Origin of the sequence: Spirosoma sp. KUDC1026 (genome assembly GCF_013375035.1) — a bacterium.
Taxonomy (GTDB): Bacteria; Bacteroidota; Bacteroidia; order Cytophagales; family Spirosomataceae; genus Spirosoma.
Genome location: NZ_CP056032.1, coordinates 1922082 through 1936115, shown reverse-complemented (window position 1 = coordinate 1936115; position 14034 = coordinate 1922082). Strand labels below are relative to the sequence as shown.

General features: G+C 51.4%; 15 protein-coding genes and 1 pseudogene. 9 read left to right on the top strand and 7 right to left on the bottom strand.

The genetic code is table 11. The features are described from left to right. Positions 1-3 precede the first annotated feature (3 nt). Together eboC and HU175_RS08265 are read right to left on the bottom strand one after the other, a co-directional pair. Positions 4-879, bottom strand: coding sequence for a UbiA-like protein EboC (gene eboC, locus HU175_RS08270; protein WP_176566142.1), 876 nt, complete (start codon positions 877-879; stop codon positions 4-6). A 97-nt stretch (positions 880-976) separates the two neighbouring features. Then, a complete protein-coding gene (locus tag HU175_RS08265; protein ID WP_176566141.1) occupies positions 977-1909 on the bottom strand; it encodes a TatD family hydrolase in 933 nt (310 codons plus the stop codon). Positions 1910-2068: 159 nt separating this feature from the next. On the opposite strand from HU175_RS08265, the gene HU175_RS08260 reads away from it, so the two are divergent. Then, positions 2069-2746 (top strand): DUF4136 domain-containing protein, encoded by a 678-nt coding sequence (locus HU175_RS08260; protein WP_176566140.1) that lies wholly within the window; start codon positions 2069-2071, stop codon positions 2744-2746. Positions 2747-2752: 6 nt separating this feature from the next. Further along, on the top strand, positions 2753-3427 hold the full coding sequence (locus HU175_RS08255) for a hypothetical protein (RefSeq protein ID WP_176566139.1): 675 nt from the start codon (positions 2753-2755) through the stop codon (positions 3425-3427). 94 nt (positions 3428-3521) lie between these two features. Here the strand turns inward: HU175_RS08255 and HU175_RS08250 are convergent, their stop codons facing one another. The 3 genes from HU175_RS08250 to rpsU all read right to left on the bottom strand — a co-directional run bounded on the left by HU175_RS08250 (position 3522) and on the right by rpsU (position 5485). Beyond that, positions 3522-4199, bottom strand: a complete 678-nt coding sequence (locus tag HU175_RS08250) for an EboA domain-containing protein (RefSeq protein ID WP_176566138.1) — start codon at positions 4197-4199, stop codon at positions 3522-3524. A gap of 43 nt (positions 4200-4242) precedes the next feature. Continuing rightward, positions 4243-5139, bottom strand: coding sequence for a tyrosine-type recombinase/integrase (locus HU175_RS08245; protein ID WP_176566137.1), 897 nt, complete (start codon positions 5137-5139; stop codon positions 4243-4245). A 148-nt stretch (positions 5140-5287) separates the two neighbouring features. After that, entirely contained in the window at positions 5288-5485 is a 198-nt protein-coding gene (gene rpsU / locus HU175_RS08240) for a 30S ribosomal protein S21 (protein ID WP_176566136.1), read from the bottom strand. Between the two features lie 56 nt (positions 5486-5541). Between rpsU and HU175_RS08235 the strand changes: the two genes are divergently transcribed. Further along, entirely contained in the window at positions 5542-6480 is a 939-nt protein-coding gene (locus HU175_RS08235; RefSeq protein WP_176566135.1) for a phosphatase, read from the top strand. 1 nt (position 6481) lies between these two features. On the opposite strand, the gene mazG is transcribed toward HU175_RS08235, so the two are convergent. Then, a complete protein-coding gene (gene mazG, locus HU175_RS08230) occupies positions 6482-7321 on the bottom strand; it encodes a nucleoside triphosphate pyrophosphohydrolase (protein ID WP_176566134.1) in 840 nt (279 codons plus the stop codon). A gap of 162 nt (positions 7322-7483) precedes the next feature. Between mazG and HU175_RS08225 the strand changes: the two genes are divergently transcribed. The 6 genes and pseudogenes from HU175_RS08225 to xrtN all read left to right on the top strand — a co-directional run bounded on the left by HU175_RS08225 (position 7484) and on the right by xrtN (position 13530). Then, positions 7484-8239: a DUF1361 domain-containing protein gene (locus HU175_RS08225; RefSeq protein WP_317167800.1), complete on the top strand. Its 756-nt coding sequence runs from the start codon at positions 7484-7486 to the stop codon at positions 8237-8239. Then, the gene (locus tag HU175_RS08220; RefSeq protein WP_176566133.1) at positions 8223-8591 is read left to right on the top strand and encodes a diacylglycerol kinase family protein; all 369 of its coding nucleotides are present in this window, start codon (positions 8223-8225) and stop codon (positions 8589-8591) included. The genes HU175_RS08225 and HU175_RS08220 overlap by 17 nt, the downstream gene beginning before the upstream one ends. A 40-nt stretch (positions 8592-8631) precedes the next feature. After that, complete coding sequence (locus tag HU175_RS08215; RefSeq protein WP_176566132.1) at positions 8632-9279, top strand: hypothetical protein; 648 nt, start codon at positions 8632-8634, stop codon at positions 9277-9279. Continuing rightward, a complete protein-coding gene (locus HU175_RS08210; protein ID WP_176566131.1) occupies positions 9276-9572 on the top strand; it encodes a winged helix-turn-helix domain-containing protein in 297 nt (98 codons plus the stop codon). The genes HU175_RS08215 and HU175_RS08210 overlap by 4 nt, the downstream gene beginning before the upstream one ends. 105 nt (positions 9573-9677) lie before the next feature. Then, positions 9678-12338: pseudogene (locus HU175_RS24785) on the top strand (XrtN system VIT domain-containing protein). A gap of 22 nt (positions 12339-12360) precedes the next feature. Next, positions 12361-13530 carry an exosortase N gene (xrtN, locus tag HU175_RS08195; protein ID WP_176566128.1) on the top strand — a complete coding sequence of 390 codons (1170 nt, stop codon included), beginning with the start codon at positions 12361-12363 and terminating at the stop codon, positions 13528-13530. Here the strand turns inward: xrtN and HU175_RS08190 are convergent. Next, positions 13478-13969 (bottom strand): Uma2 family endonuclease, encoded by a 492-nt coding sequence (locus tag HU175_RS08190; protein WP_176566127.1) that lies wholly within the window; start codon positions 13967-13969, stop codon positions 13478-13480. The genes xrtN and HU175_RS08190 overlap by 53 nt on opposite strands. Between the last annotated feature and the right edge of the window lie 65 nt (positions 13970-14034).

Below are 14034 nucleotides of genomic sequence, written 5' to 3'. Positions count from 1 at the left end.
GGTCTACGTTACGGCAAAGAGTTTGGCCAATAAACGCGATAGCGGAAGCAGGCAGAACACCAGTAGTGCCAGCGGAAACGACGCGAAGGCCGCAACCCAGGCGGCATTCATCACAATAAGTGACAAGACCCCCGCCTTAACAGCCAGACCGATGTTACGTCCGACAGGTTCAGAAACAGCCCGCCAAAGCGGTGGGAAGATGTAATAGCCAAAGAGTATCAGAAAGGGCAATGCTGTCCCTAATTGTTGCCGCGACTGCGCCAGTGCGGCCAGACAGGCAATGACAAGCGCATACAGCAGCCCGGCGATCCGCAGCGTTGTCGCACTACCGCCATGCACCTCGCCCCGGCTAATCATAGTGATCGCGCCGATGTAAACGATAGGTACCAGACCAACCCAGGCCCAGGGTAGCACTTCGTTCGGCAGGATACTGACGCCCAACAGCAAGTTTAGCCCCCGGCAAAGCCCCATATTGATTGGGCCGAACAGGCTGTGGTGTTTGCCATATTTGTCGTAAACCAGCGATGCAACGGTGATCCCGATCGCCAGAAATCCAGCCGTCAGGTTTACCCAGAACGTAGCCAGAATACCGACGGCAAAGAGTAGTACGCCCAGTGTTGTTGCCGCTCCTTTGCTGACCGTCCCGCTGGGGATAGCGCGTTCCGGGCGTTCAATCGCGTCTAGTTCGGCGTCGAAAATATCATTGAAGACGACCCCGCCCCCATACAATCCCACCGTAGCCAGACATAGCAACCCAACGGGGCCTGGGGCGGGATTAGACAGCAGGAAATAACCAGCAATGGCCATCCCCGCCAATACGTCCGCGATGGCCGTAACCAGATTCGCCGGACGCGTCAACGATAGTAGTGCTTTGAGCATAGGTAAAGAGCGAAAGAATGAATGAGCGAAAGAGCGAAGTTGTTGCTACACCTTAGGTGCGTGCGCCAGCTTTATTCGCTCTTTCATTCTTTCACAATTATTTGATTATCGTCGATTCTTTGTCTACCCTTGGGGCCTGGCCACCGCGGAGTACGGAGCTGCCGTTGTAGCGCTGGCTCTGGTCGATGCCCAGGGGTTGAGTTAATTCTTCCAGACTCAGCTGGCCGCTTTGAGCGAAGGCCGTAACAGCGTTGGTAAACGTAACGAGCCGAATGTCCTCGTCGGAAATTCCGCGCTGTTTCATCAGGGCTGCCGTTTTGGGAACGGCCAGCGGATCACTAATGCCCCAGTCGGCGGCCGAGTTGATCATAATACGTTCCGAACCGTACTGCTTCACAATGTCGACCATCCGCTCGTTCCCCATTTTGGTGAACGGATAAATCGTAAAACCTGCCCAGAAACCACGATCCAGTACCTCGCGTACCGTTTCTTCGTTGTTGTGATCGACAATCACCATGCCGGGGTCTATACCGTGCTCAATCGCAATATCCATGCTTCGCGACGTTCCCTGCTTTTTATCACGGTGGGGGGTGTGAATCTGCACGGGAAGATTGGCTTCTTTTGCCAGATCGAGCTGAGCCCGGTAGTATTTGTCTTCGGCGGCCGTCTGGTCGTCGAAACCGATCTCGCCAATGCCCACAACCCCCTCTTTGTAGATGAACAGCGGCAGAATTTCCATAACCTGTTCGGCCAGTTCTTCCTGATTGGCTTCTTTTGAGTTGAGCCCGATGGTACAATAATGTCGGATGCCGAACTGCGACGCCCGGAAACGCTCCCACCCTACCAGGCTGGCAAAATAATCCCGGAAGGAGTCAACACCCGTGCGGGGCTGGCCCAGCCAGAATGCCGGCTCAATCATAGCGACTACGCCCGCATCGGCCATCGCCTGGTAATCGTCGGTGGTACGAGACGTCATATGTACGTGCATATCAAAAAACGACATGCCGCGAATGGAATCCATAAAATCCATAAATACTACACGGTTAAAATAGGGTTACCGAAAAAGCAAAGGTCCACAAAAAGCCGGTTTGTATGGACCTTGTTTGATCACATTTTAATGCACTGTTATAACTCAAACACGAGCTGGCTCGTTTTATAAGTAATTCAGACAACAAATACCAGTATCGTTATGAACACGCTTGAACAGTTTAAACAAAGCAAAGTAAGCCTGATTGCCGCCTTGCTCCTGATCCTGGGCGGAGGCCTGACCGCCTGCCGCGACAATGCGCTCGATAACCTGAGCCCGGAAGACAGTAAAGTGTACATCACCAACTACGACCGCTCGGTTAATTTCGCGCAGTACCGGACGTTCAGTATGCCGGACTCAGTCGTCATCGAATCAAATGATGGGTACCGTCCTGCCCTGGGTGCTCTCGAAAGTAGTTTTACGTCGGGCGTAGCCAGCGCGTTAACGAGCCGTGGCTTTCAACGAGTAAGCCGTGGGCAGAGCGCGGATCTGGGCGTTGCTGTCATTCGGGTTGACAATCAGTATACCGGCGTCGGTGTTGACCCGTATGCGTATTACGGTGGGTACTGGGGTGGTGGTTTTGGCGGCTTCGGTGGACTTGGTGGTTTTTACCCTTACTATCCAAGCTATTACACGTATCAGGTAGCCGAAAAATACTGGGAGATTCAGGTCGTCGATCTAAAAAACCGGCCGACAGCCAGTACCGGAAATAACCAGACGCAATTGAATGTCATCTACAACGCGTCGATCCGGGGAACTGACATCACTGATACCCAGGCGATCAACACGGCCCTGGCCGCTATTTTTGCTCAATCACCTTACCTGACTACAACTCGCTAACACGTTATGAAACGGATCTTAATTCTAATCGCGTTCGTGATGCTGGCAACGGCATCCTGGGCGCAGGTCGTGACAACTCCTGACTACTCAAACGTCTTTCAATCGCCTTACGAGCAATACGTAACGTTCAATTTTTCGGCGCGTTACGGCGTTTCTTTCCCTTTCGGTGGCCAACAGCGCTATATTGATCGTATCAACCCGGCAAACGTTGCCATCGACGGCGAGTGGCTATTTCCCAAGCGCTTTTCGATTGGTCTGAAAACAGGGTACCAGTATAGCCAGCAACGGATGACACGAGGGACTTACGAGTATGTGTATGACGGCAGCAACCAGACAATTTCGGCGGTTCAGACCCGCACGCTGTCAATCATTCCGGCGATGGCGTCGTTCTCGTATTACTTTGCGGACAACGCAGCAGCAGTACGTCCATATGTGCAGCTTGCGGGTGGTGGCGCCTATGTGAACTACACCAATTATTTTGGTACGCTGGCCGATCAGAACACCGGTTTTAAAGGTGCTTTTGCGCCGGCAATCGGCCTGAAGTTCTATGGCAAAACGGAAAATAAACTCGGTGCCGAAATTCAGGCTCAGTATCAGAACGTGTATTTCAACTACGACCAACTACGGGGTAGTGCTCCATCACTGATGCTCTCAGCAGGAATTATCTATCGCTGGTATTAGTGTCAGAGACAAAAGAAGTAAGACGCAAGAAGGATATTTCTGCAGAATCCTTCTTCTTACGTCTTACTTCTTTTATATAACCTCTTTCGTCTTTTTACGCCATTAACTCCTCAATATGGGGTGGCAAGCTACGTCCGGCAGCCCGGCGCTCGTCAGCATAGTCCGTCAGCGTCTGCGCGAGTCGGGCGTTTTTGCGTTCCTGCCAGCCAACAATCTGGGTAATGTCTTTATCCGTGAAGAAAGCTTTCAGAATCAGTTGGTTCCAGGCCGCTTCATCGAACTGATCGGTGGGATACGGATTGTGGAGCATGATTGCCGATTGTACGTCAGCGATGTTATTGCGGATTCCTTCCGTGGCCTGAAACTGCCAGGCCTCGGGGTAAGCCAGCACCGGCAGTGCTGAGTACAACGCTACCAGTTCATTCATTTCGGCCGCTCGGAATAATTCGGTAATGGTTTTCACGTAAGCCGTTTTATCATCAATGGGCAACTGGAGTAACCACCACACTCTGGCCAGCCGATCAAATGTCCAGTTGTCAACCGTGAAACCCGTTCGATTACGCTCCAATGCCAGGGCCATGTCTACCGGCACATCAAGTAACGCTTTCCCGGTAAAGCGCGGCAGGGCCGTAAATACCCGGTAAAACTGAGCCGTCTGCGGATTAGCCTGAAATTGATCAGCTTGCTGACGGAGATAAGTAGTCGCTTTTTCGGCGTTCGGTTGCTGTTCCATCAGGTAGAACAGCGTCTGACTCATGGCAAGAATATTCATAAAACAAACTTACGTGAATCGGCGGGATAACGACTCGTTCCGGCTAGTCCTTCTTCGCCTTGGGATGCGCCTGATCGTAGGTTTTTTTGAGCTGTTCCAGGCTGGTATGCGTATAAATCTGCGTGGCTGCCAGACTGCTATGTCCCAGCAAATCCTTGATGGCATTAAGGTCAGCGCCCCGGTTCAGCAGATGCGTAGCGAAAGTGTGGCGCAGTACGTGTGGGCTTTTCTTCTCCAGCGTCGTCACCAGTGTCAGGTGCCGCTTAACAATCCGCTGGATAAGTACTGGATAAGCGGCAATTCCTTTATCACTAACAATCAATACGGCTTGGTCTGCCTGGCCTAAAAACTCCTGTTCTTTTAAACGCTGGTATCGCTGAATCAAGTCGAGCAGGGGTTGCGTCAGCGGAATGACCCGGTGTTTGTTTCGTTTTCCCAGCACCGTAATGGTCTTGTTGTAAAGATTAATATCGGTTGTTTTCAGACCGGTTAGTTCACTCAGTCGAACGCCCGTGCCGTAGAGCAGTTCCAGCACCAGTTTATCCCGAACGCCTTCAAACGTATCTGGAAATTCAGTCTCACTCAACAGCGTTTCCATGGGCTGCTCTTCAACGTACTGCGGCAGACGCTTGCTGGCTTTCAATGCCTGTATCTTCGTGGTCGGGTCGACGGCAACAACTTTATGCCGTAACAGAAACCCGTAATAATTACGTAGCGTCGCTATTTTCCGGTTAACCGACGATTTGTCCAGCCCCCCTTCGACCATACTGACGATCCATGATCGGATATGCCGGAAATCAGCCTGCGCAGGTTGATCGAGGGCACATTCGGCCAGCAGAAAAGCGGTGAACTGCTCCAGATCATTTTTGTAGGCCGTTACGGTGTGATGGCTCAGGCGTTTCTCGAAACGGATGTGCTGAAGGAAGTCGTCTATCGTCATAAGGGGCGTTGTCTATCGTAAACTTACGTTGCTGCCAACAAAAAAGCAGCAAACATCCCTGCTTGCTGCTCTATATGTTTACTGGTTGTTGACCTCACTGACTGCGCAATCACCAAGGCACGAACCAGAATTCGTGAACCGGCAGATCCTACTGCTCGGTATGGTTACCGTACATTCTTTCTTTGTAGGTAGCCTTGATGATCTCGGTGCGACGCTTTACCGACGGTTTTTCGAAAGCCGTCCGCGCCCGCAACTGCCGCAACACACCCGTCTTCTCGAATTTCTTCTTGAAGCGTTTCAGGGCCTTGTCGATCGACTCGTTGTCTTTTACGTTAATGATAAGCATGTGTTAAATGTTGTGTTTTAGCTAAAACGGGTAGCAAAGGTAGTAGATTTGCCGATATGAAACAAGCCATTATTGACTTAGGTACCAATACATTCCATCTGTTGATCGCCGAAAAAGGACCTGGTGGATACCAAACGCTGTTTCGGGAAAGCCATCCAGCCAAAATTGGGCAGGCTGGCATCAATCAGAGTATCATTACCGAAGATGGCATCAACCGGGCGCTACGGGTATTGACCTACTTCCGAACGGTATTGGACCAGTACCAGGTCCCGCAGGAACAGATTCTGGCAACCGGAACTAGTGCCATTCGGGTAGCCCGCAACCAGCAGGAATTTATCGACCGTGTGTGGGCCGCTACGCAGATTCCAATCCGGGTTATTTCGGGCGATCAGGAGGCCGAATACATCTACTACGGGGTCCGGGCGGCCGGAGCGCTGGACGACCAAACGTCGCTGGTTATCGACATTGGCGGGGGCAGCGTCGAATTTATTCTCGGCAACCAGCAGCGCATTTTCTGGAAGCAGAGCTTCGAGATTGGTGGCCAACGCCTGCGCGAACGATTCATGGCTGTAAGCACTGCCGAGCCGATCAGCCCCGGCAACGTGCGTCGGTTGCAGAATTACGTACAGGAACAGCTGCTTCCGCTCGCCAACGCCATTCACCAATACCAGCCCAATACGTTGGTCGGTTCGTCGGGCTCATTTGATACACTGGTCGACATGTGGTACATGCACGAGCGGGGTCAATTACCCGATCCGGCAGAAACGGCGTTTACGTTGCCACTCACTGAGTTTTACCGGTCGTATGAGCTGTTGCTAACCCGCAACCACGCCGAGCGGATGCAGTTGCCCGGCATGATTGAACTCCGCGTTGATATGATTGTCGTGGCCGTTTGTCTGATCGACTTTATCCTGAAAACGTATGGTATTCAGCACATCAGAACCTCAACCTACTCGTTGAAAGAAGGGATTCTGAGCAGCCTGTCTCAGGACTAGCCTAGACAGCGGTTTTTGCTTCATTCCAGTACACGTCCATTTCGGCCAGCGTCATGTCCTTGAGGGCTTTGCCGCTGGCTCTGGCCTGTTCTTCCAGGTACTGGAATCGCTTGATGAATTTCTTGTTGGTACGTTCCAGCGCCGTTTCGGGATTGAGGTCAATGAAGCGGGCGTAATTGACCAGTGAGAATAGCAGATCGCCGAATTCACCCTCGGCCCGGTCTTTGTCGATAGCGTCGTTGCTTTCTACATTAAATTCATCCCGGAATTCCTGCATTTCTTCCTCCACCTTCTCCCAGACCTGCTGTTTCTCGTCCCAATCAAAACCAGCCCCACGCGCTTTCTCCTGAATTCGCATGGCTTTTACCAGCGCTGGTAACGACCCCGGCACCCCGCCCAGCACCGACTTGTTGCCTTCTTTCAGTTTTAACTGCTCCCAGTTGGCTTTCACCTGTTCCTCGGTATCAGCCACAACGGTTTGCCCGTTTACATCACCATAAATATGCGGGTGCCGCCTGATGAGTTTGTCACAAACGCTATTGAGCACGTCAGCCATGTCGAACCGACGTTCATCGTCCATCCCTAGTTCCGACGCAATTTTCGCGTAGAATACCAGGTGCAATTGAATATCTCCCAATTCCTTTTTTATCTCCGTCAGATCTTTCTCCAGAATCGCATCCGACAGTTCGTAGGTTTCTTCAATAGTCAGGTGGCGCAGGGTTTCCAGCGTTTGCTTGCGGTCCCAGGGGCACTGTTCGCGCAGCTCGTCCATGATGGTCAGCAGGCGATTGAAGGCCATCAGCTGATCCTGACGACGGGTTGGCAATTGATCAAATGTCATAGAGTAAAGTTAGGGACAAAAGCTGGAAAAGCGCCTGGTACTTGACTTCCAATTGCCGCTGGTCGTTTAAAACCAAACCTATTTTTCTGGACAACCCCACATCATAGATTTTGACCTTGCTATGTTGGGAAGAGCCCACCTACTTATTTTTTACAGAAACTCTTGCTTATTCGGTACGTATTTCGATTACTTTGCAAAACAAAGTTCTTTTTCATAAAAAACCAACTCTATTCACCTTCTCTTCCACTTCGGGAACCGTTTACGTTTAGTCGTGGATTCATTGCCCTGACCGGGCTCACTACAGCCGCGCTTAGTCTGGTGGTAGCGCGTGGTCTGCTCACAGACAACTGGTGGTTCTTTATCATGCTAAGCTGGAACCTCTTTCTGGCATTTTTTCCATTAGGCGTTGTCCTCATACTACGCGACATTCGCTCATCGGACGATGGGCCGGGCTGGTTTCAGAGTAACCGACTGCTGATTGCCGGTTTACTCACCTGGCTGGCGTTTCTGCCTAACGCCCCCTATATAATTACCGATCTGTTTCATATAAAGAACGTGCAGCATCCGCTGCTCTGGTTCGATACAATGTCACTCTTTATGTTCGCCCAGACCGGTCTGCTGGCAGGTCTGTATTCAACATTGGTAGTTCACCGGATGCTACGCCCCTTGCTGGGATCACTGGCTACGTGGAGCGTTGTTCTAGCCAGCCAGTTTCTGTCTGGTTTCGGAATTTACCTGGGTCGGTTTGGGCGCTGGAACAGCTGGGATGTATTAACCAATCCAACATCCTTGTTTCAGGCAATTACCCAGTCGTATCATGATCACCTAAGTATTAAGCTAACTTTGGCCTACGGTTTTGTATTGGTGGTCCTGTACATGTGTTTTCACTGGTACGTCGATTATGATAGACGTTCGTAAGGTGCTGCGCAGTTTTCGGTTTGCGGCTCAGGGGATTATCGACCTGTTTCGCTTCGAGAACAACGCCAAAGTTCATTTATTGATTGCGGTGATAGTTATTATCGCAGGGCTCTGGCTCCAGCTGAGTGTAGTCGAATGGGCGATTCTTGTTACGCAGATTGGGCTGGTCTGGGCGGCAGAGGCTTTTAATACCGCGATTGAAAAACTGTGTGATTTTGTGTCACCGGGTATTCATCCGCAAATCAAGGCAATCAAGGATCTGTCTTCCGGAGCGGTGTTGATTCTGGCAGTTACAGCTGTTGTTACTGGTCTGCTGCTTCTGGGTAGCCGATTACTGGACCTACTTTATTGATTTTCCATTCCTGTTCTTTACCATCCTTTTCTGATTCCCGATGTACGAATCACATGAGCATTTACAAACCCTGACGGAGATTCGCGGCCTCATGGAGCGTTCCTACAAATTTCTGTCACTGAGCGGCTTATCGGGCGTATCGGCTGGTGTGATTGCGCTGGCGGGTGCCGCCGTCGTTCATCTGCGGCTACGCACCGACTGGTTTTCGCTGATCAATTACCAGCGGCTGGAATTGTACGATAGTGCAACTCACCGGCAGATTCAGCAGTTCTTACTTCTAGTTGGGGCTACGGTATTGGTATTGGCGCTGATTTCCGGTACGTATTTTACCGTCCGTAAAGCGCGTCGGCAGGGGCTGAGCATCTGGAATACGGCCTCCCGGCGGCTGGCCTGGGCGCTGGCGGTACCGTTAATAACGGGAGGTCTGTTTTGCCTGGCCCTATTTCATTACCAACTGATCTGGCTGGCGTTTCCGGCAACACTTATTTTTTACGGACTGGCCTTACTTAATGGCAGTAAATACACCATCCGTGATGTGGAATCGCTGGGCTATTGTGAAGTAATTTTGGGACTTATTGCCCTGTTCTGGCCTGGAAATAACTTGTTAACCTGGGCCATTGGCTTTGGCGTACTGCACATTGCCTATGGCCTGACGATGTACTACAAATACGAACGAAATACCGCATGAGAGACCTGCTTGTCCATTTTAACAAAGCCTTCGAAAGCAAAGCACGGCTCAATATCATGTCGGTTCTGATGGTCAACGACTCTATGAGTTTCAATGCGCTGAAGGAACTACTGGGCCTCACCGATGGCAACCAGGCTACTCACCTGCGGGCGCTGGAAGAGTCGGGTTATATATTGATACAGAAGCAATTTGTTGGCCGTAAACCGAATACCACCTACTCCGCGACCGATTCGGGTCGTCAGGCATTTACCGATCACCTGAATGCTTTGGAAGAGTTTATCAAGAATTTGTAGTTCCTGCTTTTTACGCATTCTGCTGACTGACAACAGACTTGTTTATGTCAGTCTAGGCGTCTTTGCACTTCATTGTTATCTCTACTTTTTAAAACAAAGTACTTTATGATACCAAATAGTGATTTTTCTACGTCGATAGACGAGCGGGAAGATGACATTATTACGTCAACCCCACCCGCATCCTGGAGTGATTTTCGCGACAGGCTGGCCGAACCTTTGCAAAACAAGTTGTTTCGGTCTGGTCTGATAATGCTCACTATTTCTGCCTTCACCTATGCCCTGTTTGAATTTTCGAATAGTCGAGTCCGTGATACGAACGTTCCGATTTTCCTATTTCATTACGTACTCACGGTTGTCTTTTCCGTAATACTAATTGTAAATGGTCTCTTTCGCTGGCACTCAGTTACGTACGCGGACCAACGTCCGGCCCGGTGGATTGGCCTCTTGCTGTGGCTTATAAGTGCTTTTGCCCTCAACAGAATGCTGCCGGTTTTTCAGGAATCAACTGAGTGGCTTTGCTGGGCAATTCTCCTGGCGGGCGCTTCAGTTGTTGCTTATGGTTGGCGAGATGTATTACCAATCCGGGGGCAGCAGGTGCTCTACGCAAGTCTGGCCACTAGCTGGCTTCTGTTTACGTATCAGGCCATCTATATCATAGAACTGTACCCAGCGAGTACATTACTTTCCATTGCGTTAGGTATTTCATTACACACCTTTGTTCCGCTGGCGCTGTCTATAGGGCTGGGGCAACGACTCTGGAAAGATGCACGGCAGAAACCGTACCTACGGTCGGGGGTTCGTTTTGGTCTGATAGCTCCCCTGACTGCCGTTGGCCTGTTTCTCATAGGCTGGGAGTTTGCTGTAGACCGCGTTGAAAAAGCACGTCTGCACGCCATTACCCGGCGCACCACCGACCTGCCGGAATGGGTGCTGGCCGCACAGCAGCTCGAAAATAACTGGCTGACCAATCGCCTGTTACGTAGCGGACGGGTGTATGACAAGGGGCGCTTTTTTGATGGGTCGGGCTGGGGAATGGAAAATTTAAGCGCCCGGGACGACGCCAAACAACATGACCCTCTGGTGGTTATTGCCTCCCGGTTCCTACCGCTAAGTAATACGTCCGATGATGAACAGCTTAAACTGTTACGGGTAATCAGCAACGAACAGCATGGCACCGAAGAGAAATTCTGGACAGGGCGCCACCTGACCGTCCAGGATGTCGTTTCTCAGGTACGCATCTGGCCGCAGTTTCGGCTGAGCTACACCGAGAAAACGATTCGCATCCAAAATCACCAAAATTTCGGTTCCGAGGAAGCGCTATTTACGTTTCATCTGCCAGCAGGGTCAGTCGTTTCGTCCATGTCTTTATGGGTTAACGGAAAAGAAGAACCCGCCCGGCTCACAACGGTCGCCAAAGCCGATTCCGCTTACCGAACCGTCGTGAACGTTGAATCGAAGGCAAGGGCCCGCGACCCGTCGGTTATTTACTGGCAGGAAGGCAATCGTATTACGGTCCGCGTTTTTCCGTGCTAGGCTCGCGAAAACCGGCAGGTTAAGCTGGGCATTACGTCGCCCTTGCGCCTTGATGATGGCGAACTGGTGTACCAGAACCCCTACTTCGAAGGTCCCGACGCCAGTTCGGCCGATGAACTCGTAAAAATTGACTTCACCCAGTCGCCGGTTGATCTGGATTCGCCCTGGTTGTTTGATCGGCTTACGGACAATACGCTCTCCCACGAGGGAAATTATGACCCCGACTGGCAACTACGTTTCAAAGCTCCTCCTATTTCGTCTGAACCCTTTGTTCTCGATGGTCATGCCTACCAACTGGCCCGTTTCCAGCCCGACAGCGAGCGATTTACGCCAACCGACGTATACCTGGATGTCAACAAAGCCTGGAAAAAAGACGAGTTTACAACCGCATTCTGGACAGCTAAGCAGCAATACAACAGCCGAGTCTGGGTATTTGACGACGGGCTCCGCCAGCTGGATTCGGCCAGTCTGGATAGAACCTACGAGCAGCTTGCCAGCCAGCGTTTCAGCCTGTTTCCCGTTTACCAGATTGCCAACCCTGCCACGGCATTGCTCATTACCAAAGGCACCCTGTCGTCAGTAGCGCTGAGCGATTTAAAAAACAGTTCCTTTGCCGAACGAACCCGGTATATGGGCAGGCAGTCGGCGCCAATCCGGACGTTCAGTTACGGTAATCAGCTATCAACCTACCTGAAAACGCTGGCTGAGCTCCAGGTGTTCAACGTTACGCAGGGCACTACCTGCACGCTGATCCACGACTTGGCCAAGACCCACCAGTTCCCTCGTCAGCCCAATCAGTCGGACCAGATTACGTTAGCGGATGCGCAGGTTAGTATCAGGAAAATACCTCTGGTAGTATGTCCGGGCGAATCAGGTCAAAAAGCAGGCATTGCTCCCGACCACCTCGCCCGCCTGTTCGTGTACAATCACCTGCTGGGTCAGATTGGCCGGAACTACTTCACCGACACGCATAAAACAGCATCCCTAATCGCAGAAGCCCAGCAGGCCCACGTGGTCTCGCCCCTGTCGAGCCTGATTGTCCTCGAAACTCAGCAGGATTATGAGCGCTTCGGGATTCACAAAGACAAGAATGGGCTCGATAATGCTACGATGAAAAAGGACGGTGCCGTCCCTGAACCGCACGAGTGGGCCATGTTGGTGATGGTCGCGGCCCTGGTTGGCTGGCTGATTTTTCAAAAACGACGTACCACTCGGGCTGCTTCCAATTACTGATGCTTTCCGTTTCTCTTCCACAATGACCATTTCGTTCGATCTGACAACCGCTCTGTCTGTGGCCCTCGTTCTATTTGTCGCAGCACAACGAAGCACCCGAAGCCGCTGGGCAGGGCGGTTAATTACATTGCTCCTGCTCTCGCCGGGCCTAAGTTACTTATCGGCGCTCTTTACGTTCCCCATTCGTCTGCAGCTCAGCGCCTGGGCTGGCATGTTACTGCGACTGGCTGGCATAAACGTTGAAACCGCTGGCAATATGCTGATTCGACAAACGGCAGCGGGGCCAGTCGAAATGGCTGTCGATCCGGCCTGTATGGGATTACAGATGACTGGCGTATCGCTGCTGGTTGCGCTATTTTTTCTAATCTGGCACGAGCAGCAGACGCGAAAAACCGTGTCGTTAATCTGGGTGATTGTTTACAGTGCAACGGCCTTCGGGCTGACTATTTTATGTAACCTCTTTCGGATTATGCTGCTGGTTGCCTTCGAAGCAATGCCCGGCACCATTGCCCACGAACTGATTGGGTTAATTTGTGTGGCAACTTACACCTGGCTGCCCGCCTGGTTTATAGCAAAAGTGCTTATTGAACGATTCGGACAACCTATCCGCCCGTCATCCTGGAATTTGTGGCATCAGGCCTGGGGCGCTGGCCTGCTATTAGTTGGCATGGGGGTAATGTTTCTGGCAGCCCGCCCTATCGATCAAAGTAAGCCTCATCATTTCGGCAATATTGATCTAACCGGTTACACCCAGAAACAACTTACCGAAGGGATTACACAGTTTTCCAAACCTGGGGTACTGGTGTACATTAAACCGCAAACGGATTGGTTCAGCGTGGGCCACAGTCCGGCAATCTGCTGGCGGGGCAGTGGCTACGAAATACGACAAGTAGAGGAAACTACGATTAATGGCCATCCGGCCTATATGGGTCAGTTGAGGAAACCGGCTCAGGCTGGACATCAAAAGAGCGTATTATACACCGCCTGGTGGTTCAGCAACGGCACCGACATAACCACCAGCCAGTTCACCATGCGGAGTAATATGCTACGTAACAAAGTCGACTACGTCTTAGTCAACATCACAACCACCAGCCAGGAGGCACTGCTTCGGCAAATCAGCCAGCGCAATCTGGCCAGCGCTACCGGAATATCTGTTTCAGGTCAACCTCGACCCCGTTCGTGGGATCAGTAAGTACGTCGTTATGAAAAACGAGTTCGCTGCCGTCGGGCAGGAGCACAAATACAGTTCTCAATACGGGTTGGACCAGCCAGTAGGATCGTACACCAGCCGCGAAGTAATCTACCGATTTGGCGGTTAGCTGGGTATCGGTTTGCGACGGGGAAACAATCTCAATTACCGTTAGGGGGACGGCACTTACCTTTACCTCATCCTCCCGCCAGTTTGACGGTTCAGTGGGAAATATACACAGATCAGGAACGTAGGGCGGATTGGGGGATTCCAGCGAGAGTTCACTGTAGACATCGAACTGGTCACCGTAGTAGACTATTATCTCCTTTGATAATCTCGCTTGCAGCCGTGAATGGTTTTTGCTGGGCATGGGTTTTCCGCGTTCGCGTTCGTACTCTGAGCGGACAACTTCCTCAACTACCTGTTCTGCTACGTCTGCCATTGCCGGTTCAATTAGTTGCTTAAATATAAAGAAAAACAGTTTTCCGCTGACAAGTTCACAAAACC